Raw genomic sequence first — 23,608 nt, 5'->3', positions numbered from 1 at the left:
GCAGGCAATCAAATTGGTGGTGATGACATGAGCTTAACTATTTTATGCAGTTATATCATTCTTGGCTTTACCCTGGCAGCTCCAATTGGTCCCGTCAACTCCGCCCGATTAGACAAGGGCATTAAAAACGGATTTTGGCATGCCTGGGCAGTTGGCGCAGGATCCATGATTGCGGACGGCTTCTATATGCTGATTGTTTATCTGGGAATGGTGCAATTTATTCAAGTTCCGCTTGTCCAAGTTTTTTTATGGCTGTTTGGCGGATTTATTTTAATTTATTCTGGAGTTGAAGGCATGACTAGCTCCAGCAAAATTTCACTTTCTGAAATTAGAGGGACAGAATCATTAGTTAAGTGTTTTCTAACTGGCTTTATCATGTCTATTACAAGTCCTTTAACTATTTTATTCTGGCTTGGTATTTATGGTTCTGTGCTCGCCAAAACGGTGCAGATGAATGGTACTGGTTCTTTAATCATTTATAGTTCAATGATCTTCCTTGGACTGATGTTATGGGACGTGCTTGTTGCTGGATTAACAACAGGTTTAAGAAGATTTTTAACCAAAAATAGTCTGCGTATTATCGGGATTGCTTCGGGATTATCTCTTATAGGGTTTGGACTGTATTTTACCTATCAGGGAATTATCGCTCTTTTCTTCTAATATTACTCACTTATTGAACGGTACATCACGGTTTGCATACTGCCCTGCTCAATATTTTCCAGAAAGAAAGCTTCAACGAGCTTTTGATAATCTTCATCTGCGAACATCTTCTTATTTTGCAGCTCCAATTCTGCCAGTCCATCATAAATCGTTAATAGTGAATATGTATGATCCTTGCCGGTAATTGGTGTAAGGATTTCTACTTTATGTTCATAATTTTCAGAACGGAACTTTTTCATTTCCTGCAAATTTTCAATTGCTTCTTTAAATTTGCCTTGTTTAATTTCGAAGGTTTGATACACATAAACAGACATGTTGTTGCTCACCTCTATACATAATTTGTAAGCCTTAGTATGTTCATTTCTGTATTTCATATTCTTTTATTTTCAATTTAGGGAGTTGGACTTAAATATGACTGTTTTTTTCAGCTATGTTTTATTAGGACTATCACTTGCTGCTCCGATTGGACCTGTAAATGCTGCAGTTTTAGATAAAGGGATAAAAAAGGGGTTTTTCCATGCATGGTTAGTTGGACTTGGCGCAATGTCTGCAGATGTTGTTTATATGCTTGCTGTTTTTTTGGGCCTGGTTCATTTTCTTGAATTCCCTTTTATTAAGGCTTTCTTATGGTCATTTGGATTTTTTGTTTTAATTTATACAGGAATTGAAACAATTATTGGTGCAGGCAAAATTATATCTCCTAATAGAACAACAGGCGATACTAAGATTAAATCCTTCTTATCTGGATTTTTTATCTCAATATCAAACCCTTTAACCATTTTATTCTGGCTTGGCATATATGGATCTGTTCTTGCTAAGACAGCAGCCGAATATGACAAAATTCATTTAGCGATATACAGTACTGCAATTTTTATTGGTTTAATGGTTTGGGATTTGGCGATGGTGATACTTGCCAGCAGTTTTAGAAGAACCTTGTCTGGGAAGACATTGGCACTAATTTCAATTTTATCTGGAATATCTCTAATTGGATTCGGTCTCTACTTTGGTTACCAGGCAATTGTTCTGCTATTTTTGTCTTAAGAATGAATTAGCCAATCTTTACCCTTTTCACAATCGAATAAGAATCACTCTCTCTCCGCATGATAACGGTGAGATGAGGAGTGATACCTATGGATTTTTTTGTTCCGGGCAGCGGAAAGAGCAGTGAAAAAGGTGATTTGAGCTGGTGGCAGCTTTCTCTCATAGGAGTAGGCTGTACGATTGGGACCGGTTTTTTTCTCGGTTCTGCAATTGGAATCAAAATTACAGGTCCTTCCATTGTTTTTTCGTTTATATTAGCGGCTTTTGGTACATATATCGTCTATAACCTATTAGCAAAAATGACGGCAAAAGATCCGCATGACGGTTCCTTTTGTTATTATGCCGATCAAGCATACGGCCGCTGGGCTGGCTTCAGCTGCGGCTGGAACTACTGGGGTTCAAATATTTTAATAATGGGAAGCCAGTTAACCGCCTTATCTATCCTTTCGCGCTTTTGGTTTCCAAATGTGCCGCTTTGGGTATTTGCTATTGGATATGCGTGTTTATCCATTATCGTTGTATTAACAGGAAATAAAGGTTTTGATAAAGCTGAAAATCTCTTTGCGATTATTAAAACAGCTGCAATCATTATGTTTATTATTATTGCTTTTGCAGCTCTTTTTGGCTTGATTGGCGGAGATGTGAAACATCCTGGTATCCCAAAAGGCATGGGTGAGTTCTTTCCTGAAGGATACAGAGGCTTTTGGACTTCATTAATATACGCTTTCTATGCCTATGGTGGTATTGAAGTCATTGGTCTTATGGCAATGAGATTAAAGAAAAAAGAAGATGCTCCAAAAGCCGGTATAATCATGCTTTTATTATTGGTAATCATTTATGTCATTTCATTAGGACTTGCTGTATATATGGCAGCACATGGGGATTTTCACGAAAAGGAAAGTCCATTTGTTACTGCTTTAAAAGATTACGATTTGGCTTTTTTCCCTCATGTGTTTAATGCCGCTATCATTATAGCGGGTTTTTCAACCATGACTGCCTCGCTTTTTGGGGTAACTTCCCTGCTTGTTACAATGGCTCAAGGCGGAGATGCGCCAACTTTCTTTTCAAAGAAGATAAAGAAAATGAAGGACTTGCCGCTTCCTTCACTTGGATTGGCTACGATTGGTTTAACAGCTTCCATTATTACCGCACTGCTGCTTCCTGGTAAGATATACGAATACATTACAACCGCAGCAGGAATTTTAATTCTCTTTAACTGGGCTTTCATTATTATTTCAGCTTTTAAAAATTTGGAGCTCAAGATATTTGGAAAGCTGTTGTCATGGACGGGCATTCTTCTGATTTTATTAGCGGTTAGCGGAACATGGCTGGAAAAAAGCATAAGGCCTGGCCTGTATGTAAGCCTCCTGTTTGTCTTGCTGATCGCAATTGCAGCGATGATCATGCAAAAGAAAGGCTGGAAAGAAGGCAACGGCAACTGTTAGAGGAACAAATGACTGAAACCGGATGATAAGATCAAAAATCGTTCATATCATTCGGTTTTTTATTTTGTAAACATAACATTTTATTTAAACACGAGTGGAATGGAGCGGAGGAAACTCGACTCCTGCGGGCTGTAGAGGAAACGATGAGATCCCGCAGGAGCGGCAGTGACGAGGAGGCTCAGCTTCCTCCCCATGGAAAGCGAGTTTCTGTAGCGCAATGGAACGGAACATTTCGAAATAGTTTAAATAGAGTAACTAATCTTCTTATTATTCGTGTCTCAGCCACTTCCATTTATTTAATCGTAATCTCTTGTCTTCTTTCTCGATACCAATTCATAAACAGCGAGGCTAATTCATCTGGAATGTCATCAATTCCAGAATGATGTACCGGCTTCGAGCGGTTGACGGTGCCGATGGTTGCAAGACCAAATTTCTTTTGCAAAAATCCTCGTGTTACGTTAATCTCAATGATTTTATCACGCTTTGTCACAAATAAGGTCGTACTCAAACTACCTGATTTCATTTGAATAAAATGATCATTAATCACATACTGACTATTTAAATAGTCTAAAACTCGTAATCCTGCAATAATCACTAATAATAGGATGGATATCAGCCACCACGCAATGTCTATGTCGAACGGCTCTGGCTTGAAAATAAAGAGTGCAATTGTAGCAATGATCCATATCCAGCTTGGCCGCAGGAGTCGAATCCAAAGTGATTTCTTTGGCAGCTTCTTCATATTTTTTGTCACACTGTAGGCTGGCAGTAATTCTTCAATTATCTCATTGGCACGCTGAACAGGCAGAAATGGATATAAAGAGTTTATTTCTAAATTCTCTTCACCAATTCCTACACCACCCGCACTTGTGAGCTTCACTTCTGCCAGGCCTAGTATCCTTTTTAATGGCGTTTGGATCATTTCAATTGCTTGCACCCGGCTTTTAGATATTGAAAAAGCCGTTTCATCGAGGACACCCTTTGTAATATAGATCCGCTCTTCATCTGAAGCAATAACATAGTTCCCGTATTTCAAGAATGTCCTGACAACACCAAAGAGAACGGACGCAATGATAATGATTGCAGCTGCTAAAGCATAGAACCACCATGTTTGAGGCAGTGAAGAAAGCAGACCTTGTGCTTCTTCTTCAATCGAAATCACTTCGTTAAAGTTAGAGAACAATGAACCTACAACCGGAATGAGTAACAGAAAGCTCAAAGACGTAAACGATGCACGAATCAAATCTTTTCTAGTTGGTGTAAAATGAATAATCCGATTGTCCACCGCTTTGATTTCAGGCACTTCTTCCAAATCTTCAGATTCTTGGAGCTCACTTGAAACAGCTGGTCGTTTTTTTACCATGTCTTCAAGCAGTTCAGCTTCTGACTTGGTGATCATCTTAAACTCAATTGATGCGTCATCCCCTGACATGCTTGTTTCAAACTGCATAGAAGTCATTTTAAAAAGCTTATGAATAAAGGTCGTACGGCGATTAACGTTTTGTATACGTGAAAACGGTATCGTCTGTTTAGACTTCGTGAAAATCCCTGAATATAAATGAAAAGACTCATCTTCAACTTCATACCGATGTGTCTGCCATTTTAAAAAGATTGTCACAATACTAAATGCCAAAACGCATAGAAAAGCAATCCTGCCATAAAAAACAAAGCTAGAATCTGAGCCTAATCGAATAACAAATAAATACAGAGCGATAAAGCCAAAGCTCTTTACAAGACCAAAAACCTCCAAAACCATGATCAGTGGATGATATCTTTTTGCAGACATTATTCCACTTCCTTTAGCTTGGCGTACTGCGCAATTTCATCTCTTAATGCTAATGCCACATCTTCCTGCAGACATGGAATAGTATGAGAAGAGCCCATCGTTTCAACTGAGATGCTCATCAGTCCGTATTTTTTCAGGATAGGTCCCTTATTGGTTGTTACAGCCTGGATCTTCGTCATCGGAATCAGCTCATGCTTTTCGGTAATGGTGCCAAATTTTAAATGAAGAAACTCTTCGTCCGCATTATAGCGCCACGACTTATATAACAAATGCGGACGCACAAATGTCCAGATGATGGATGGAATCGAAAGGACAGCTAATCCAATAAAGATCCAGCCGAGCCATTCCACCCACTGAAAATAATGGTCTAAAAATAGTAAAATTGCTATAACCACCAGTCCAATCGCATCTTCAATTAGCCCAGTGATTCTCCACACCTTCTTAGCGTTGGCTGGAAGTGTGGTGGTTGGATTATGTATTTCGTTTGACAATATACTCACCTTTTCTATATTTCTTCTTATTTATATACGGTTATCTTTTGAAAAGGTTTCTTGAATTCTATCTTTCTGCCAAATTCTTTTTCTAACTCTCTAGAAAATCCTCTAATACAATGCCATCTGTTTCACCTAAATCCAGTCCAAGCAAACGCGCAAGTGTCGGGCCAATGTCTACAAGACGCATATAGGGAATTTTCTGATTGGGTGAGATCCCCTTTCCTGCAGCAAGAAAAAAGGTGGTGTAGTTTGGTTTAGTCGGTGAAAAACCATGGCATGCCAGCATATTCTTAGGATGATCATTGAGATTTTCTGTGGTGACTTCTTCTATGTAACTGCCATGAATGCTCTCAGCAAAATAATATCCCTCTTTCGCTTCTAGCATAAAGACGCAGCGAGGGTCTGCTCCTCTTTCTCCAGCCTCCGCTCCAGTTAAGATAAACTCAATACCTTCCTGCTGCTGTTCATCTATAATCTTTTTCACTATTCGTGCTGTTTCATGATCATGACCATCTTTTAAATAGAGATACGCAGACCCATCACAGCTGTGACAATAAGCTTTCCAATCGGCGATTCGTCCTTTGCCATCCACTTCTATTAAGTTATGTTCACGAAGAAGCACATTTAGATGTATTTTTCTATTTACATCGATCGCACTATGGTCTCCGAGCACTACAACAGTCGTTTCCTCTTCTGCACCGCACTCGCTGATCGCATCTAATAGAGCACCAAGTCTGCGGTCGTGACGTTCAATGGCAGAGGCTGCGTCCTCCGAGTGTACCCCATGAACATGCCGCTGCGTATCTAAATCTGTAAAGTGAACGAGCATGATATCTGGCTGCTTTTCTTTTAAAGTAAAAACGGCGGATGCGAGGACGAAATCATCTAGTTGCGGCTGATTTAATCCATTTCGAATAAATCCAAATCGTCTATTTAATTCCAGCTGATACATAGGACTGCCGCTAAAGAGCGAGACAAGCACCTGATTTTGCCACGGGCGATTCGGAAAGATCTCCGGCAAATTGTACTGAATATACTTGGCCCTGCCCGTCACCGGCCATAATAGCGCCGCAGTCGATAAACCCGCTTTGTAGGCTTCGTCATAGAGTGTTGTACCTTTGATATCTTTTCGATACCAATGCCAATCCGGTGAAATCCAGCCAGGCTGCAGCAGCGTATTATTCATAATACCGTGCCGATTTGGATAATTTCCAGTAACAATTGATGTATGACAAGGATAGGTGACCGACGGATAAATCGATTCTACATGCTCTGCATAAGAAGCACGCTTTAAAATCCGCTGAAAATGAGGCAGAGCTGAAAATTGACTGAAATCTTCAGCAGCGAGGCAATCAAACGAAATCACAACCAGCTTTTTGCTTAAGGCATTCATCATACTTCCTCCTTTCGAACCCTTTTTATAGGTTAAATTTTACCTTTATTTATCTGCCTTTCCAAGATTTTTATAAAAAAGGCTGTTCGTTTCAACACGATCAGATTAAGGGGTTGTTAATTGTTCTTTAAGTAAATAACATGATTCTTCTTTTCTATTTGAAACGGTTGATCATAGCTTGCATGAAGCACAGAAACAGATGGATCTCCTGCTCCTCTTTCACCTGTAAAAGAGATGCTGTACCCAATGTTTTCAGGGTATCCATACAAGTAGCAAACCACTTTTTCGCCATTCATAAATACGAGCTGGTTCATTCCTTCATTGACGGTTTCATGAATACTACCCCATTTATATCCAACTGTTTCATAGATGTTTTCTTTTGAGGTATAGGGGTCAAATGAATAGACTGTATCCCACTGGAATGGAGTTAAATCGGTTAAATTGACTATTTTAGCAGATGGCTCAATGGATCGTACTTCTTCTTTCAGTAATTCTGCATTAACTTCCCATTCCTCTTCCTTGAGCAGACTGGTGGATACAGCAGAAAATAGAAGAATCATTGCAACGATAAGAAAAGGTTTTTTGTTTTTCATATGAACACTTCTCCTCTTTCACTTCATACATCGCTCTTATTTTCGGTATATGTCTAGAGCCAAGCTAATTTTACCTGCTTTAAATATTCGCAAGCTTTTTTACTTTTTTGATAATAATAGCAAAATTTTGGAAAATGAGCAAAATGGAAGGTGATCCATTTAAACTTTGCTGAATGAATGCAATTTGTTTGTAAGTCAATGAACAAAACAGAAATAAAAAAAAGCCGCCCATTTTCATAAGCAGCTTAGCTGTTCTTCATTAGAAAGTTCTACACAATTTTATTGCGTTTCAATTCGGTTTTTAAGTATGTTAGAAACTCATTGGCTTTTTCTACTGGTGCTTTGGTCATTAAGCTAACTACGATATAAAGAACCGTAGAAAGCGTGATTCCCCATAAACCGGAGGCAAGGCCGAATGGCTTGAATTTCAAAAGTTCAAGCAAAATGACTACTACACCACTTACGGTGACACTCGTAATAACCCCGGCAGCTGTTCCTCTTTTCCAGAAGAACGCACCGATGATCCCTGGTACCGCAACAAGCAGCCCTGCAGACGATGCGACAGATAAGACTGCAATCAAACTGATATTGGATTGTGCGAACAAATAGGCTAAGATCGCAATTACAGGTATGACGATTTTACCTACTAAAAGCTGTCTGCGATCATCACTGTCTTTCTTAATATTTCCATAAACATCTCGTGCAAACAGCGAAGATAAAGTCAATAATATTGAATCAATGGTTGAGATCGCCGCAGCCATGATACCAACCATGACAATCGCACCTAAAATAGGCGGAACTAATTCAGATGACAATATTCTTGGTGTGGCAAGATCTGCATTTTCCAAATCGGGAAACATCACAGATGCTGAAAATCCCCATACTACCGATACGATTGTGTAAATAAACCCAAAGATTAAAAATCCCATTAGCATGGTGCGTAAGCTTTTTAACGAAGCAGGCATAAATAATCTTTGGCTGACCTGCGGGTTGGAAAGACTGAAGAAAAACCATGGCACTGTCAATCCTAGAAATGTTAAAAAGCTGAAGTAGCCATTACCTGGAACCGATAATGCCTGCGGTTCATTCGTTTTTAACGTATCAAAGAATTCTCCTACTCCACCTAATCCATGAATAATGAGCAGCACGACGATTGTTGATGAAATAATCATCATTAATGCCTGTAGAGAATCTGTCCATGCAACTGAACGAATACCTGCAATATAGGAGAATACCACTGCCAGCACGGTGGCGATGATCACACCCGTTGTAAAAGGGATCGCATTATTGGTCATTCCCTGCAATAAATACCCTACTCCGGCCAGCTGGACCGCACTATAAGGAATTAAAAATAAACAGCTGAACAATGAGACGATAAAAGCGACTTTTTTACTATTGTAACGATCCCCGAGCATTTCGGATGGAGTTACATAGCCATATTTTTTCCCGACAAGCCAAAATCTCGGCCCAAAAAAGGCGACAAGCGAAACACCCATAAAATAGATGATTTCAAACCCATATGCCCCTACACCGCCTGTATATGTAAGACCTGCCAAACCAACAAGCATAAAAGCACTATAGGTTGTCGCGCTATAGCTTAAGGCCGAAACAAAGCCGTTTAGCTTGCGGTCTCCTAAAAAATAACTGGTCATATTGACTTGTTTTCCGCTCCGTGATAAATACGCAATAATTAGAGAAATAATAATATAAATGCCAATGGTCCACCAAACTAAATTCGTACTCATGCCTATTCACCCCAATTCTTTGATAAAAAGTAATTGATCACAATAATGATCACGGCCAAAACAGTCCATAAAAAGAAACTTCCATACCAAGCTTGCACATTTGTCAGTACCGTATAAGGAAGGAAATAGCCTAATAAAACAATGACAAGGATCGCTAAAGCCCACTTTAATTCTCTTGATTTCATTTCATCACCCCGATTTTTTTCAATCAATCCTATTACATTATACATCAGAATATACAGGTGTAAAGACACTTATCAAAAAAAGCTTTAAAAGAGAACATATCAACAGATAAGCCTGAAGGGGCCAGACAGTGGTTTCGTTGCTCTCATTCTTTTTGAAAGGGTAAAAGACCCTAACACATTCGTGTTAGAGCCTATCTTAGTTATTCCTATTCAAGCTTAAATTATACAAGCATATAGATGCAGCCAATCTTACATTACATTCATTTTTATCGGGTATTTTATATGTGAATTTGTTTGTCTATTGATCAGCTTTAAAAATGTACATCGATCTCTTAATTGGTATGCCTCATTCAGACTTTTTTCTACTAATTCATTAGAAATTCCAAGATTTAAGGGAAAAGCAGGTCCGCCAGCCGCTTTAAGCAGATCTTTCACATATTCTGGATTAGGAAGGTAATAGATTGCCTCTTTTATGTCTTCCCAATACTTCTTTAATGCTTGCTTTTCTTCATCGCTGCCTGGAATGTGATCAATATTCAAATTCGCAGCGCATTCCTTGTATAATTCAATCAGAACGGCTGTGGCAACACCCACTTTTGCTCCATGCAGGATTTGTTTCTTATCTTCTTTTAAAAGCTCCATCTCCCAATAATGAGATAAATGATGCTCACCGCCTGATGCCGGTCTTGAGTGATCCAGTATGAACATGACGATCCCTGAATCAATTAAAGCTGTCATTAAACCTTTTATTGCGTCATCGTCGTGATTAGCGAAACCAGCTACATTGTCAATACACCGATCTAATGAGTTACGCACTATTTTTGCTGCCAAGGGATGATAAGGCTCATTCCCTATTAGATTGGAAATTTGCCAATCAAGCAAAGAAGTATATTTTCCTAACATATCGCCAAGTCCTGCAGCAGTCAATTCCCGTGGCGCTCTTTTAATGATCTCTATATCCGCAAAAACGGCAATTGGCGATATTGATTGTATGGTTTTCTTAAATCCATCTATGATGAGCGGTGCTCCTTTTGAAGTAAAGCCATCCACAGAAGCAGCGGTTGGGACAGATATAAACGATTTTTGCATTTTACAGCTGACAAAGCGAACAATATCATGAATGGTACCAGCTCCAACAGCTAACATGATGTCCGTTTTTTCAGATGATTGCAGAAGCAGTTGAACTATAGCGCTTTCATCTGCAATGACTTGATTGTGTTTGTTAGGTTTTAGTTTCACTATATTTATTTCAAAAGCCTCTGCAGACAAAAGATCCGCTAACTGATTTCCAGCTGCCTTCCATGTCTGATCATCACAAACTATGGTGATATTTCTCCATTTTTTTGCTGCTAAAAATGAAGGTATTAAATTCAAAGCATTATTACTTAGTTCAATATGAGGCAGACTGATCCTATTCGAACTGACTTCTTCCGCCAATTGATATAAGTCTTCCATTATAATGCTCCCTTCAATCTTTTTTTATTTTAACTAACATCTTCAGCTGTTCTTCTTGACTGTAATCCTCGCCGTTACTTCTATTGTTCGTTCAGCGAATGTCTGGCCGGGAATACCAAAATAAGGAGTTCCATCGGTCTTCCATAACAATTGCTGTACTCGGGCGTGACGGTTATGGTCATAGAGGGGATTTCCTGTGATTTCTTTATAGGGACGAGCATGATAGACAAGCAAATCTGTTTTCCCATCTTCAGCAACCGTAAAACTATTATGACCTGGACCATATTCACTTGTTGTTTCACTCGAGGAAAATACTGGTTCATCCGTTTTAGTCCAGGATTTTGGGTCTAATAAATCACTGTCTTCATCTGCTGAAAGCAAGCCCATTGCATAATGATGATTCGTCTCACTGCCGGAATAAGCAATAAACACTTTTCCATTCCGTTTAATCATTGCTGCCCCTTCGTTTACGTGAAACCCAATCTGCTCCCATTCCAATTCAGGTGTTGATAATAGAACTTGTTCTCCCTTAATTCTCCATGGATTTTCCATTTCTGCGATATAAAGATTAGAAATAGTATCATTCTCAACCTTTTGAGCCCAAACCAAAAACCTCTTGCCTCTGTGTTCAAAAGTCGTTGCATCTAAGGAAAAGCTTTGAAAATTCGTGTTCACTTGCCCTTTTTCGATCCATGTTCCTTCTAATGGATTGTTATCCGCAGTTTCGATTACATATGGGCGAATTCCCCAAACATCTTCCTTTTCTCCTGCTGCAAAATGGATATACCATTTCCCGTTTATGTAGTGTAATTCAGGTGCCCAAATATGCTCCGACATGACGCCCTTTTCATGTGCTTCCCAAACCACAACTTCTTCAGACGTTTGTAAACCTTCAATTGTTTTCGCTCTCCGTAAAACAATTCTGTCGTATAACGGATATGAGCCGGTAAAATAATAATAGCCATCTGTGTGGCGAACAATATACGGATCTGCTCTTTGTTCAATTAATGGATTTGGATATTCTTTAAACTCAATTTTTCCTTTGATCTCAAACGAGCCTGCATGATTGATTGAATCTTCATCCGGATCCTCCCAAATAACATCTGCCAGCACATTGATTCCATTGTTCAATCCCACTTCTATTTTTCCTGGGAGCTCTGGTTTATGTCCGAGAACTGTTTGAAGTTCCACAGTTTCTAACTTACTACCCTTAAGCAAGTGATCATCTCCTCTTCTGCCCAATTAGTTAACTTGCTCTGTTTCTTCATGAAATGGTTCATCAAGCATTTTCTTAAAAACCTGCAGTGCCAGCCAAATGGAGATTAGCGAAGGTACACTGAAGGAGAAAAACGGTATTACCCCCGGAAAGCTTAAAGATAGATAAACGGAAGCAAATATGGATAGTCCAATTGCTAACGTATAATGAATCTTTGTCAGACCGATAATAAATGCTATTTTCATATATTCAAACCAGTTATTATGAAAATGACTCAGTAATGGAAAACTCCAAATAACGATTATGGCGAAAAAAAACACAAGTATATAAAAAGAAAAAGGCACAAAGATCCACACCTCTTCTTTTGTATTCAATAATAATTGATAATTAAAATAAAGAATCCCGCCAATAAAAGTAAGCACCCAGCCCATTATGTTAGCATTTACAAACTCCTGTTTATATTTGTCTTTAAACGTTTTTCTAATGGAAATATCCACATCACCCATGACCCATTTCCGAGTCACCCCTAATGCAGCAGCAGTTGCCGGAAACATTCCGCCAATCAGCAGTCCTTTTAATGTGTAAAAGATCCATAATAGATTTAGGACAACTGCACGAGTAATCCAGCCAAACAACTTGTCGAGTGACGAAACGATTTCATTGCCGTTCATGGTTTATTACCTCCTTTTGAAGAATTCTTTACTGCTAAATTATCCTTTGACGCCGCCTACTGTGAGACCCGATACAAAATAGCGCTGGAAAAATAAAAACAATATAACGATCGGAATGATTGTCATAACGGATCCGGCAATTAACACGTCATAATTGTTTCCATATGGTGTTAATAAAGTAGCTAGACCAATTGGCAGGGTAAACATATCATTTGATCTTAGAACTAATAAAGGCCATAAGAAATTGTTCCAGCTGTTTAATCCTTGTAGAATCGCCATTGCGGCAAAAGAAGGAAGCATTAATGGCATCATAATTCTATAGTAAATTCCATACTCGGTTGCACCATCAATTCTTGCCGCATCCATTAGTGCTTTCGGCAGTCCTAAAGCATATTGTCTAAAGAAAAATACAGCAATTGGTGCTACAATTAACGGCATCATGACGGAGAAGTAGCTGTCAATTAAATTTAAATCGATCATTAAGTCGTAAAGCGGCAGCATTAATATCTCAAATGGCACCATAATGATAAATAGTACAAGTATAAAAATAAAATTACGCCCTTTAAAATCATACATGGCTAATGCATATCCAACCATTGACGAGAAAAACAAAGACAAACATATGGTTAGTGCTGAAATGATTAAACTATTCCCATACCATTGCCAATACTCACCCGCTTCAGTAAAAATATAGAAATAGTTGTCAATATTCAATTCGCCCAAATTAAACGTTAAGCTCATCCCATTTCTCATTAAGTCAGATGAAGGCCTGAAGGATGAGATGATTAACCCTAAAATGGGAAATAGGGCTATAAAAGATATAATCGCGAAAAAAATCGTTCCGATCACTGTTGCTGTTTTGTGATTTTTTATCATTACTCGTCACCTCTTTTAAATGCTCCTGTGATCAGCAGCTGAACAAAACTCACAACAAAAATAATCAGCATCAAAACAACGCCAATGGCAGCGCCAAATCCCATATCATTCATTTGGATGCCCTGCTGATAAATATAGCCGACAACTGTTGTTCCAATATTGCCTGGTGAACTCGTTTCCCAGAATACAAAGCTCTCCTCAAACATACGGAACCCATTAATAATACTAATTGTGACCACGAAAATAGTAATAGGTTTCAAGAATGGCAGTGTTACATAATAGAACTTCTGAAATACATTTGCACCATCAATTTCTGCTGCTTCATATAGCTCCTTTGGTACATTCTGTAGAGCAGCTAAGAAATATAGAATATTCACACCCATCCAGCGCCAAGAACATAAAATCACCATCAGGAACATCGCAGACCATGAATTATATCTCCACTCAACCGCCTCTAATCCTAAAAAACCAAGGACTTGGTTGGCAACAGCTGCATCTGATTCACCAAACATCATTCGAAAGATCGTACCTGCAACGATGACGGAGGTTAAAGACGGAATAAATAATGAAGCTCTAAATAAGGTTTTGAACCTGACCATTTTTGAATCTAGTAATACAGCAAAAATAATGGGAAGGACGGTAAGGACCAGAACAGTTAATATGACATAAATAGTCGTATTTTCTAAAGCACGATAAAATGTCGGATTAAAAATTCGTTCATAATTGCTCCAGCCAATGAACTGTCTATCACCAGGCAGCACTCTTTGAAAGCTCATGACGACTGCTTGAATAGCTGGATATAAAGTTAATAGTAAGAAGGAGATGATGAAAGGAGACACAAAAACAAATGGCGCTACTTTTTTCGAATTAAGAAACTTCATAAACTTGTTCTGTTGTTTAGGTGTTTTAGGAGTTTTTATTTCCTTATTGGCATCCATAGGTGTTTCCAGCATATGTTACCCTCCCTGCATGTAATTTTAATACTACAAGGACAGTAGTTTTCCCTGCCCTTGTAGTTCTTTTATTTCGTAGATTCCATTTTTGCTCTAATCGTGTCAGCCGCTTGTTTAAGCGCCTCTTCAGGTGTCTGAGAATCTTCTCTGATCACACTGTGCATCACGTTTGTCTGCAATTCGGTAATAACCTCTGTCGTAAACTCTGTTAATTCCACACCATTTACTTGATCTTTTATTTCACCTAACATATCCCAGATGTAATCACCGAAATAATCGAAATATGGATTGTCTTCCTGTAATTCTGGTGACTCCCAAACATCTGTACGAACTGGATCAAATCCTAAAAGTTTCCACAGCTGGATGCTTCCTTCTTCAGAAAGTTTTGCGTAAGCTAAGAATTCTTTCGCTAGTTCCACGTTTTCTGATTGAGAAGTAACGGATGTACCAGTACCACCCATACCAGTAGTTCTGGCATCAGAGCCCGGCCATAATGGCATCGGTTTCATAACCATCTTTCCTTTTAGATCTGGCATATAATCGATAAATCTTCCCATATACCACAGTGGCATTGTTAAAGAAGCTGCACCGCCATCGTTCATAAATCCATAATACTCTTCTGAGTGATGGAAACCGCCTGGCGTTGGAACAGCAATTTTATGTTCATGAACCATATCACGCAGAAATTGGAGGGCTTCAATATTTTTTTCATTGTCTAACGTGAGCTCATCGTTTTCATCAAAGAAACTTGAGCCGCTTTGACTGACGAGCGGCCAGAAGCTCCAATGCTCATCCGTTTCAACAGTTGTCATCGGTTTCCCTGTTACTTCTAAAACGGTCTTACCCGCTTCTACATAATCAGCCCACGTTTCAATCGCATCAATATCCACACCAGCTTCATCCATTATTTCTTGATTATAGTACACAACTGTTGCACCCAGATGTGTAGGAATAGCATAATGCTTACCGTCTTTTCCATACAAATCAAAGCGTGTATCGATAATGACATCCTTTAACGGCTCGGTATATTCATTCATTGGCTCAAGCTGAATTTCACCTTGTAAAAAGCTTGAAAACCGTCCCACTTCGATATCAACGAGATCTGGCGCACCTGATCCTGATTGAAACGCCATCAGCAAGTTGTTATGCATTTGATCATACGGATACGTTTCTGCCACTAATTTAATCGGACGGTCAGGAAACTCTTCATTCCATCTTTCAGTAGCATCTTCGTAAATTTGCATATGCAATTCATTGAAAGTCCAGAAAGTTAACTCTGTTGCATTTTCTAAATCATCGCCTACTGTGGCAGTTGCATTTTCATCTGGAGCATTTTCATTGCCGCTATCTCCTCCAGCTTCTTTGTTTCCAGAGCACGCAGCCAGCACCAGTAAAATACATAGACTAATACATACAACCCAAAGCTTTTTCATCTTCTTTCCTCCCCTTTTGAACAAATAGGAAATACTTTATATAAAACTGGATTTACCCAGTTTCACATCATGAATTTTTTTAATCGGATCACATTCCACGATGTTTTCGGTACAATAATCTGTAATTGTCCGCCTTCATTGGTAGATTCACCATTAGCATGCGGAACTACATTTTGAGATTCTGCGGTGTTTGCGGCTTTCAGATGATCATTTTCTAACACTAAGTGCTCAACTACCTGATATTCTTCAAAACTTCTAATATCCGCATTCAGATGAATGGTTTCTGACAAGTGCTTATTTACCAAAAATAGCGTTAGTTCTTCATTTTCCTCATGAAATACTGCGGCACAATCTATATATGGCACATCTGTAAATTCTTTGCTGTCATATTTTGGAGATGATAAGATCGGTTTTATTGAGACCCCTCTGCCATATATAGATGTGTGCATATAAGGATAAAAGATCGTTTGTTTCCAAGCACGGCCATTATTCTCTGTCATGATTGGTGCAATCACATTCACTAATTGAGCTAGACACGCCATTTTCACGCGATCAGCATGCTGTAAAAATGTGATTAACATGCTGCCAACCAGCAATGCATCTTCAAAATTGTAATGATCTTCGAGCTGTGGCGGCGAAATGGTCCAAGGTTCAATCTTTTTGTCGGCTTCCCTCGAGTGATACCATACATTCCATTCATCAAAGCTAAGGTGCATTGTTTTTTTGCTTCTGTGTTTGGCTTTAATATAATCGCAGGTTGAAGTGACTGTTTTGATAAAATGGTCCATATCCATATTTTTCGCTAAATAGTTTGCTGGATCATTTTCATGATTACCGTAGTATTGATGAAGTGATATATAATCCACTTCTTCATAGGTATGATCTAATGTGATTGCTTCCCATTCGGGGAATGTCGCCATTCCGGTATTAGAACTGCCACATGCTACAAGTTCTATATCAGGGTCAACGAGTTTCATAGCTTTTGCTGTTTCCTTGGCTATTCTTCCATACTCATGTGCCGTTTTGTGTCCAATTTGCCACGGTCCGTCCATCTCATTTCCCAGACACCAAGTTTTAAATTTATGCGGCTTTTCATAGCCATGTGATTTTCTAAGATCACTCCAGTAGGTTCCGCCAGGGTGATTGGTGTATTCAAGCAGATTTCTGGCTGCGTCGATTCCTCTTGTACCTAAGTTAACCGCCATCATTACATCTGCATTTACCTTATTTGCCCAATCAGCAAATTCATTTGTACCTATTTCATTTGTCTCTATCGTGCGCCAGGCCAGCTCTAATCGTCTTGGCCGATCACGCATTGGCCCTACTCCATCCTCCCAGTTGTAACCGGATACAAAATTTCCGCCGGGGTAACGGATGATTGGCACTTGAAGCTCTTTTACTAGATGGATCACATCTTTTCTAAAGCCCTGTTCATCTGCTTGCTCGTGGTGAGGGTCATAAATCCCTCCATATACAGCTCGACCAAGATGCTCAATAAACGAGCCATAAATTCTTTCATCCACTCTTGCAATTTTATAATTTCGATCCAGCACTATTTGTGCCTTCAATTGACTAGACATGTATACACCCCTATCCTTTTGATCTAGGTTAGATATGGTAAACAAATCATGAATTGCTGGTTCTTTTGAATCCTACTTCCTCTTTCTGTATCCGTTTTCATTTTAATCAATAAAAATGATTTGATCGTTATTATAGCAAACGATAAAATAGTCGCATTCATTTGTCCGTATAAGTTAACAGTACACTTTTAATAGATAGGTGAGAAATTGTATATTCATAGCCAGTACACAGTTATAATTGGTCTTTGCAGTATGTTTGCACGTCATCTTCAAAGAATCTCTCTAAGTATTTATAAAAATTATACATCCAGAGATTCATGACCTCAAAGCGACTCCGATTTGTACGTATAAGTTGATTATAAATAACTATATTTTGAAACACAATATTATTTACGAAATTTTTAAAATTTTTAACTTATATAGCTTATCTGATATTGTAATAGGCTGATTTCATAGAGTTTGCAGCTATAGTCTTAAATGAGTTGATATTGCAGGACATTCATCCCATATTTGGCTTGAATCATTTTTAGAGCCAGTGAAAGAACTTTCTGTGAAATGAATGAACATAGAAAGAATTAATGATGGCCCCTCTTAGAAAGAGAGTCTCATTTTTTATTGATAGATTGCTTCATTCCAGCGTAATTCATTTTTTAAATTATACGAATTTGTATCCTTATTAATCAGCAGGCATTCAATCCCAGTCAACTCAGCCCAATCCTGCAATTGCTCCGTTGTTACATTAAAAGAGAAGCAGGTATGATGAGATCCCCCAGCCAAAATCCAATTTTCTGCCGATTCACTTAAAGATGGCTGCGGCTTCCACAATATTCTGGCCACCGGTAGATTTGGCAATACATTTGCCGGTTTGATTGCGTCTACTTCATTAATAATCATTCTAAAGCGATTTCCCATGTCAACAATGGTTGCATTTACAGCATGACCGCTGGCTCCATCAAATATCATTCGAGCAGGTGGATTTTTTCCGCCAATACCAAGTGGATGCACCTCTATTTTTGGCTTTGTTGCAGCGATACTCGGACATACTTCAAGCATATGAGATCCGAGAACTAGTTCATTGCCAGGTTCAAAGTGATACGTGTAATCTTCCATAAAAGAAGTTCCTTTTCCTCCTGCAATGATTTTCATCATGCGAACTAGGGCAGCCGTTTTCCAGTCACCTTCCCCTGCAAAACCGTAGCCTTCTGCCATTAAACGCTGAACCGCAAGACCAGGGAGCTGCTTCATACCGTGAAGGTCTTCAAATGTAGTTGTAAATGCAGAATAATTTCCATCTTTAAGAAATGCTTTTAATCCCAGTTCAATTCTGGCTTGTTCACGAATAGACTCTTTGATCTCCCCTTCTTTTAGTGCTTCTGGTGAGATGTCGTAAATTTCAGAATATTCATCCAGCAACTGGCTTACCTCTGTTTCAGGTATATCATTCATTCTTTGCACAAGGTCGCCGATTCCATAGCCATTCACAGTCCAGCCAAACTTAATTTGCGCCTCGATCTTGTCCCCTTCCGTAACAGCAACTTGGCGCATATTATCACCAAATCTAGCGACTTTTAAAGTCCTGCTTTCATTGAAGGCGGCCGCCGTTTTCATCCAGCTGGCGATTCGTTCACGGACATGATTATTTTTCCAGTGCCCTGCAACTACCTTGCGTTTTACATTTAATCTGCTGCTAATAAATCCATATTCACGATCACCATGTGCGGACTGATTTAAATTCATAAAGTCCATATCTATGTCGTTCCATGGAATATCGCGGTTATATTGTGTATGAAAATGCAACATCGGCTTTTGAAGTAATGATAGACCTGAAATCCACATTTTAGCAGGTGAGAACGTGTGCATCCATGTCAAAATTCCTGCACAATTCTCAGCAGCATTTGCTTCAAGAACTAACCTGCGTATAGAGTCTGCATCTTTAACAATTGACTTAAAAACGATTTTATATGGGATTGACGGATGGACATCTAATGCTTTGGCAATTTCAACTGAATGTTTCTCAACCTGTTGAATTACTTCCTCTCCATATAACATTTGACTTCCAGTTACAAACCAGAATTCGTATGCTCTTGTCTTTAACATCATGAACTCTCCTTTACTCTTTACAAAGTTTTCAAGATCGTTATTTCTATCGTTTGATATAAGTTAAAGCCTATTTTTGACCGTAATAGGCATGAACTCCATGTTTACGGAGGTAATGCTTATCAAGCAGGTATTGACCAATTGGCTGCTGCTGCAGATTAAGCTGATAGGTTTGAAGAGCCATTTTGGCCACTTCTTCCAGAACAACCGCGTTGTGCACTGCCTGTTGAGGATCCTTTCCCCAGCAAAATGGTGCGTGGTTTGAAACAAGTACACCTGGCATTGCAGCTGAATCAAGGCCATCATTTTGAAACTTTTCAATGATCACTTTGCCTGTTTCCGCCTCATACGCCCGGCTGATTTCTTCTTCCGTTAACTTACGGGTACAAGGAATTTCACCATAAAAGTAATCTGCATGTGTGGTGCCGAGTGGCGGTATGGACCTGCAGGCTTGTGCCCAGGTTGTCGCCCAAGGTGAGTGGGTATGAACAATTCCCCCGATTTGAGTAAATTCCTTATAAAGCTCCAAATGCGTCGGTGTGTCTGAAGAAGGGCGAAGGCTTCCTTCTACAACCTTACCTTCCAGGTCAACCACAACTAGATCATCAAACTTTAAACTTTCATAAGGCACACCACTTGGTTTAATAACCACTAAGCCTAGATCTCGTTCGATACCGCTTACATTTCCCCATGTAAAGGTTACTAAATTATGTTTTGGAAGCTGCAGGTTAGCCTCAAGCACTTCCTGCTTCAGTTTTTCTAGCATATTACTCCCCCATTTTTCACCTGAAGACTATCTTTCTTGATTTTCTTTAGCCTTTTCATGATATTGTTTTGCCCTCTGCCAAAGTAATCGTATAACTTCTGATATTCTTCAAAAAGCTGATCATACACGTCAGCATTTTTTTTATTTGGAACATAGGTTTCATCTTTAACTCGCCCCATGACCACTGCTGCATCGAAAATACTATCATATCCTCCTTGTTCCTTCCCAGCAGCCACAGCGCCAAACATAGCTGAGCCAAGAGCTGGAGTCTGGGACGATGATGAGATGCGAATGTCCATCTTTAAAACATCTGCATAGATCTGCATCATCATTGAATTTTTCTCGGCAATTCCACCGCATGCGTAAATATCATTGACCGGAACACCGTGCGTGCGAAATGTCTCAACAATCATGCGAGTACCATAAGCGGTTGCTTCAATTAATGCCCGATAGATTTCTTCAGGTTTTGTTAATAATGTTGGCCCGATCAATAATCCAGTTAAATCAGCATCAACAAGTGTAGATCGATTTCCATTCCACCAATCCAACGCAATGATACCGCTTTCACCAACCGCCACAGAACTTGCTTTTTCTGTTAACAACTGATGGATATTGATTCCTTTTTCCTCTGCCTCTAAATGGTAGCTTGCCGGAACACAGTTTTCAGTAAACCATTCAAAATGGTCCCCTACACATGACTGACCCGCTTCATAACCCATTAATCCTGGAAGCACTCCATCTTCAACGACACCACAAATACCTGGTACTACTCTTTCTTCTTCACCTAACAAAATATGACAAGTGGATGTACCCATTATCATTAATAATTTCCCCGGCTCCGTAATTCCCACCGCAGGAACTGAGACATGGGCATCTACATTTGCAATGGCAACAGCCGTTCCAGGATTCAATCCTATTAGGTTTGCCATCTTTAAAGTGATTTCACCAGCTTTTGTTCCGATCGAATAGACTTTATCTGATAATTTTTCTTCTACGACATTTTCCAGCCGCGGGTCCAATGATTTGAAAAAATCTTTAGAAGGGTATCCTAGCTTTTTATTCCAAATCGCTTTGTAACCAGCTGTACAGCTGTTTCGTTTTAACTCACCGGTAAGCTGATAGATGACCCAGTCAGATGCTTCAACGATTTGATCTGCAAGCTCATATATGTCTGGTGCCTCGTTAAGCATCTGCCATACCTTTGGAATCATCCATTCTGATGAAATTTTCCCTCCGTATCGATTTAAAAAGCTCTCTCCGCGTTCTTCTGCAATTTCATTTAAAATATTGGCCTCTTCCTGGGCAGCATGGTGCTTCCATAGCTTTACATAGCTGTGCGGATAGCTGGCATATTCATCTAACATACAAAGCGGTTGGCCATTTTTGTCGATTGGAAGAATCGTACATGCGGTAAAATCAATGCCTAAACCAATTACATCGTCTGCTGATACTTCCGCTTTCTGTAAAACTTCCAGTATTGTAACCTGTAAAACTTCTAAATAATCAGCAGGATGCTGCAGGGCCCAATCATCTTCTAACCTTGTGGTTCCATCTGGAAGCCATTCATCCATAACTCCATGGGTATATTCCTTAACCGAGGAAGCCACTTCTTTTCCAGAAGAAACCTCAACAAGAACGGCTCTTCCTGATTGAGTTCCAAAATCAATGCCTATTGTAAATTTGGTCAATAGATTCACCTCTTTAAGTCATTTTTATTCGTACAAGTTTATAAGATCAGTATACTCCCTCAACTTATACGTACAACTTTACCGTTATATTAACATCTATTGTCAGAAATGAAAAGATAAATATTTTAATAATTCAAAAAAGGTAAACATTTTTTGACTTAAGATACTCTTTTGTTTAAAATTAAATCATAATATATACGTATAAGTAAGCGTAGCAGCTTGGAAGCGGTGATGATATGGCACAATCAAAAAAATACATGATAGTTAAAGAAAGAATTAAGGAATCGATCATTAAGGGAAATGTAAAACCAGGAGAAAAAATTCAATCCGAAAATGAACTAATAAAGAGATTTGAGGTCAGCAGACATACAATACGTAAAGCAATAGGAGACTTAATACATGAAGGATGGCTGTATAGCGAACAAGGAGCAGGAACGTTTTGTTCCAATCAAATCTTCGAAAACAATAACAGTACTTCCAAAACACCCGGGAAAAGTATCGGTGTTATTACAACTTATATATCAGATTATATTTTTCCCTCTATCATTAAAGGGATTGAATCTTATTTAACCAAACATGATTTTTCATTAATCCTTGCTTGTACGGATAATGACTTAGAAAAAGAAAAACAATGTCTTGAAATGATGCTAAACAGGAATATTGATGGACTTATTATTGAACCCACAAAAAGCAGCAGCTTCAATCCAAATATCAACTATTACTTACAGCTTGAACAAACCCAGATTCCCTATTTAATGATTAACCAATTTTACTCACAATTAAATCCACCCCATCTTATCCTGGATGATGAGAAAGGCGGATTCCTTGCTACGGAGCATCTTATCAAACAAGGTCACGTTAATATCGTGGGTTTTTTTAAAACGGATGATCTTCAGGGGATTAATCGGATGAAGGGCTTTATTAGGGCATTCAGAGAAAATAATATTTCATTATTTCCAGAGATGATTATCACCTATACAACAGAAGATAGCAAAGAAGAGCTTTTAAACAAAATGAAAAGTAGATTAATACCTATTGATACGGCACCTACTGGAATCATTTGTTATAACGACTCCCTTGCCTTGAAAATCTTGGATTTACTTAGAACTTTAGGGATAAGGGTTCCTGAGGATATTTCAATTGTCGGTTATGATGACTCCTATTTGGCAGAAGCGTCTGAAATCAAGCTTACTTCAGTTACGCACCCAAAAACGCAAATGGGATTGGATGCGGCTAAATGGATTGTTTCCGCTGTAGAGAACAAGAACAAAAATTCAGCTGAATTGAAACAAGATTCAATTATTTATAATCCTGTTCTTATTGAGCGAAGCTCTACTGGAATTGCTAAGTCTAACTCTGAAAATAAACAATATAGAATCGACTGAAAGAGTACTTGCTGACGCAAACTTAATTAAACTAAAAACAATCCGAGTAATTAGAAAGTATTATTTCTAATTACTCGGATTTTTCACTGAGTTGAAATATATGTTCCAAACTCTATAAAAAATAATGATAGTATATCAATTTATCA

Annotated in this window: 21 protein-coding genes; 4 read left to right on the top strand and 17 right to left on the bottom strand. The window is 38.8% G+C overall.

The features are described from left to right. Positions 1-27: 27 nt before the first annotated feature. Positions 28-660, top strand: a complete 633-nt coding sequence (locus F7732_RS03540) for a LysE family transporter (RefSeq protein WP_151572271.1) — start codon at positions 28-30, stop codon at positions 658-660. Between the two features lie 2 nt (positions 661-662). Here F7732_RS03540 and F7732_RS03535 read toward each other — a convergent pair whose 3' ends face one another. Then, the gene (locus tag F7732_RS03535; RefSeq protein WP_151572270.1) at positions 663-974 is read right to left on the bottom strand and encodes a hypothetical protein; all 312 of its coding nucleotides are present in this window, start codon (positions 972-974) and stop codon (positions 663-665) included. Between the two features lie 97 nt (positions 975-1,071). On the opposite strand from F7732_RS03535, the gene F7732_RS03530 reads away from it, so the two are divergent. Together F7732_RS03530 and F7732_RS03525 are read left to right on the top strand one after the other, a co-directional pair. Beyond that, the gene (locus tag F7732_RS03530) at positions 1,072-1,701 is read left to right on the top strand and encodes a LysE family transporter (RefSeq protein ID WP_151572269.1); all 630 of its coding nucleotides are present in this window, start codon (positions 1,072-1,074) and stop codon (positions 1,699-1,701) included. An 89-nt stretch (positions 1,702-1,790) separates the two neighbouring features. Next, a complete protein-coding gene (locus F7732_RS03525) occupies positions 1,791-3,146 on the top strand; it encodes an amino acid permease (RefSeq protein ID WP_151572268.1) in 1,356 nt (451 codons plus the stop codon). Between the two features lie 292 nt (positions 3,147-3,438). On the opposite strand, the gene F7732_RS03520 is transcribed toward F7732_RS03525, so the two are convergent. From F7732_RS03520 to araB, 16 genes are all read right to left on the bottom strand, one after another. Continuing rightward, a complete protein-coding gene (locus tag F7732_RS03520; protein WP_151572267.1) occupies positions 3,439-4,932 on the bottom strand; it encodes a PH domain-containing protein in 1,494 nt (497 codons plus the stop codon). After that, positions 4,932-5,423, bottom strand: a complete 492-nt coding sequence (locus tag F7732_RS03515) for a PH domain-containing protein (protein ID WP_151572266.1) — start codon at positions 5,421-5,423, stop codon at positions 4,932-4,934. The genes F7732_RS03520 and F7732_RS03515 overlap by 1 nt, the downstream gene beginning before the upstream one ends. Positions 5,424-5,514: 91 nt before the next feature. After that, complete coding sequence (locus F7732_RS03510) at positions 5,515-6,822, bottom strand: alkaline phosphatase family protein (protein WP_151572265.1); 1,308 nt, start codon at positions 6,820-6,822, stop codon at positions 5,515-5,517. A 113-nt stretch (positions 6,823-6,935) separates the two neighbouring features. Beyond that, positions 6,936-7,412: a hypothetical protein gene (locus tag F7732_RS03505; RefSeq protein ID WP_151572264.1), complete on the bottom strand. Its 477-nt coding sequence runs from the start codon at positions 7,410-7,412 to the stop codon at positions 6,936-6,938. 269 nt (positions 7,413-7,681) lie between these two features. Further along, a complete protein-coding gene (locus F7732_RS03500) occupies positions 7,682-9,157 on the bottom strand; it encodes a sodium:solute symporter family protein (protein ID WP_151572263.1) in 1,476 nt (491 codons plus the stop codon). Between the two features lie 2 nt (positions 9,158-9,159). Then, complete coding sequence (locus F7732_RS03495; protein ID WP_151572262.1) at positions 9,160-9,342, bottom strand: hypothetical protein; 183 nt, start codon at positions 9,340-9,342, stop codon at positions 9,160-9,162. Positions 9,343-9,591: 249 nt separating this feature from the next. Continuing rightward, a complete protein-coding gene (locus F7732_RS03490; protein ID WP_151572261.1) occupies positions 9,592-10,797 on the bottom strand; it encodes a sn-glycerol-1-phosphate dehydrogenase in 1,206 nt (401 codons plus the stop codon). Positions 10,798-10,839: 42 nt separating this feature from the next. Next, the gene (locus tag F7732_RS03485; RefSeq protein ID WP_240056512.1) at positions 10,840-12,015 is read right to left on the bottom strand and encodes a family 43 glycosylhydrolase; all 1,176 of its coding nucleotides are present in this window, start codon (positions 12,013-12,015) and stop codon (positions 10,840-10,842) included. Between the two features lie 24 nt (positions 12,016-12,039). Then, complete coding sequence (locus F7732_RS03480; RefSeq protein WP_151572260.1) at positions 12,040-12,684, bottom strand: YesL family protein; 645 nt, start codon at positions 12,682-12,684, stop codon at positions 12,040-12,042. A 39-nt stretch (positions 12,685-12,723) separates the two neighbouring features. Continuing rightward, on the bottom strand, positions 12,724-13,560 hold the full coding sequence (locus F7732_RS03475; protein ID WP_151572259.1) for a carbohydrate ABC transporter permease: 837 nt from the start codon (positions 13,558-13,560) through the stop codon (positions 12,724-12,726). After that, positions 13,560-14,513 carry a carbohydrate ABC transporter permease gene (locus F7732_RS03470; protein ID WP_240056511.1) on the bottom strand — a complete coding sequence of 318 codons (954 nt, stop codon included), beginning with the start codon at positions 14,511-14,513 and terminating at the stop codon, positions 13,560-13,562. Before F7732_RS03470 ends, F7732_RS03475 begins: the two co-directional genes overlap by 1 nt. 68 nt (positions 14,514-14,581) lie before the next feature. Then, a complete protein-coding gene (locus F7732_RS03465; RefSeq protein ID WP_151572258.1) occupies positions 14,582-15,946 on the bottom strand; it encodes an ABC transporter substrate-binding protein in 1,365 nt (454 codons plus the stop codon). Positions 15,947-16,008: 62 nt separating this feature from the next. Then, positions 16,009-17,526, bottom strand: coding sequence for an arabinosylfuranosidase ArfA (arfA, locus tag F7732_RS03460; protein WP_151572257.1), 1,518 nt, complete (start codon positions 17,524-17,526; stop codon positions 16,009-16,011). A 612-nt stretch (positions 17,527-18,138) separates the two neighbouring features. Next, entirely contained in the window at positions 18,139-19,623 is a 1,485-nt protein-coding gene (gene araA / locus F7732_RS03455) for an L-arabinose isomerase (RefSeq protein WP_151572256.1), read from the bottom strand. A gap of 70 nt (positions 19,624-19,693) precedes the next feature. Then, the gene (araD, locus tag F7732_RS03450; protein ID WP_151572255.1) at positions 19,694-20,389 is read right to left on the bottom strand and encodes an L-ribulose-5-phosphate 4-epimerase; all 696 of its coding nucleotides are present in this window, start codon (positions 20,387-20,389) and stop codon (positions 19,694-19,696) included. Continuing rightward, positions 20,383-22,077, bottom strand: coding sequence for a ribulokinase (araB, locus tag F7732_RS03445; RefSeq protein WP_151572254.1), 1,695 nt, complete (start codon positions 22,075-22,077; stop codon positions 20,383-20,385). The genes araD and araB overlap by 7 nt, the downstream gene beginning before the upstream one ends. 236 nt (positions 22,078-22,313) lie before the next feature. Here araB and F7732_RS03440 point away from each other — a divergent pair, with 236 nt between their 5' ends. After that, the gene (locus tag F7732_RS03440; RefSeq protein WP_151572253.1) at positions 22,314-23,462 is read left to right on the top strand and encodes a GntR family transcriptional regulator; all 1,149 of its coding nucleotides are present in this window, start codon (positions 22,314-22,316) and stop codon (positions 23,460-23,462) included. Positions 23,463-23,608 lie beyond the last annotated feature (146 nt).

Source organism: Bacillus mesophilum, from assembly GCF_008923265.1.
GTDB lineage: Bacteria > Bacillota > Bacilli > Bacillales > Cytobacillaceae > Cytobacillus > Cytobacillus mesophilum.
Note: the sequence above shows the minus strand (reverse complement) of the source record. Positions and strands in the feature narration are given on the sequence as shown.

Bases quoted from the DNA above. Each gene is read 5' to 3' on its own strand.
- F7732_RS03540 (WP_151572271.1), top strand. From the start codon at position 28: ATGAGCTTAACTATTTTATGCAGTTATATCATTCTTGGCTTTACCCTG.
- F7732_RS03535 (WP_151572270.1), bottom strand. From the start codon at position 974: ATGTCTGTTTATGTGTATCAAACCTTCGAAATTAAACAAGGCAAATTT.
- F7732_RS03530 (WP_151572269.1), top strand. From the start codon at position 1,072: ATGACTGTTTTTTTCAGCTATGTTTTATTAGGACTATCACTTGCTGCT.
- F7732_RS03525 (WP_151572268.1), top strand. From the start codon at position 1,791: ATGGATTTTTTTGTTCCGGGCAGCGGAAAGAGCAGTGAAAAAGGTGAT.
- F7732_RS03520 (WP_151572267.1), bottom strand. From the start codon at position 4,932: ATGTCTGCAAAAAGATATCATCCACTGATCATGGTTTTGGAGGTTTTT.
- F7732_RS03510 (WP_151572265.1), bottom strand. From the start codon at position 6,822: ATGATGAATGCCTTAAGCAAAAAGCTGGTTGTGATTTCGTTTGATTGC.
- F7732_RS03505 (WP_151572264.1), bottom strand. From the start codon at position 7,412: ATGAAAAACAAAAAACCTTTTCTTATCGTTGCAATGATTCTTCTATTT.
- F7732_RS03500 (WP_151572263.1), bottom strand. From the start codon at position 9,157: ATGAGTACGAATTTAGTTTGGTGGACCATTGGCATTTATATTATTATT.
- F7732_RS03495 (WP_151572262.1), bottom strand. From the start codon at position 9,342: ATGAAATCAAGAGAATTAAAGTGGGCTTTAGCGATCCTTGTCATTGTT.
- F7732_RS03490 (WP_151572261.1), bottom strand. From the start codon at position 10,797: ATGGAAGACTTATATCAATTGGCGGAAGAAGTCAGTTCGAATAGGATC.
- F7732_RS03480 (WP_151572260.1), bottom strand. From the start codon at position 12,684: ATGAACGGCAATGAAATCGTTTCGTCACTCGACAAGTTGTTTGGCTGG.
- F7732_RS03475 (WP_151572259.1), bottom strand. From the start codon at position 13,560: ATGATAAAAAATCACAAAACAGCAACAGTGATCGGAACGATTTTTTTC.
- F7732_RS03470 (WP_240056511.1), bottom strand. From the start codon at position 14,513: ATGCTGGAAACACCTATGGATGCCAATAAGGAAATAAAAACTCCTAAA.
- F7732_RS03465 (WP_151572258.1), bottom strand. From the start codon at position 15,946: ATGAAAAAGCTTTGGGTTGTATGTATTAGTCTATGTATTTTACTGGTG.
- arfA (WP_151572257.1), bottom strand. From the start codon at position 17,526: ATGTCTAGTCAATTGAAGGCACAAATAGTGCTGGATCGAAATTATAAA.
- araA (WP_151572256.1), bottom strand. From the start codon at position 19,623: ATGTTAAAGACAAGAGCATACGAATTCTGGTTTGTAACTGGAAGTCAA.
- araD (WP_151572255.1), bottom strand. From the start codon at position 20,389: ATGCTAGAAAAACTGAAGCAGGAAGTGCTTGAGGCTAACCTGCAGCTT.
- F7732_RS03440 (WP_151572253.1), top strand. From the start codon at position 22,314: ATGGCACAATCAAAAAAATACATGATAGTTAAAGAAAGAATTAAGGAA.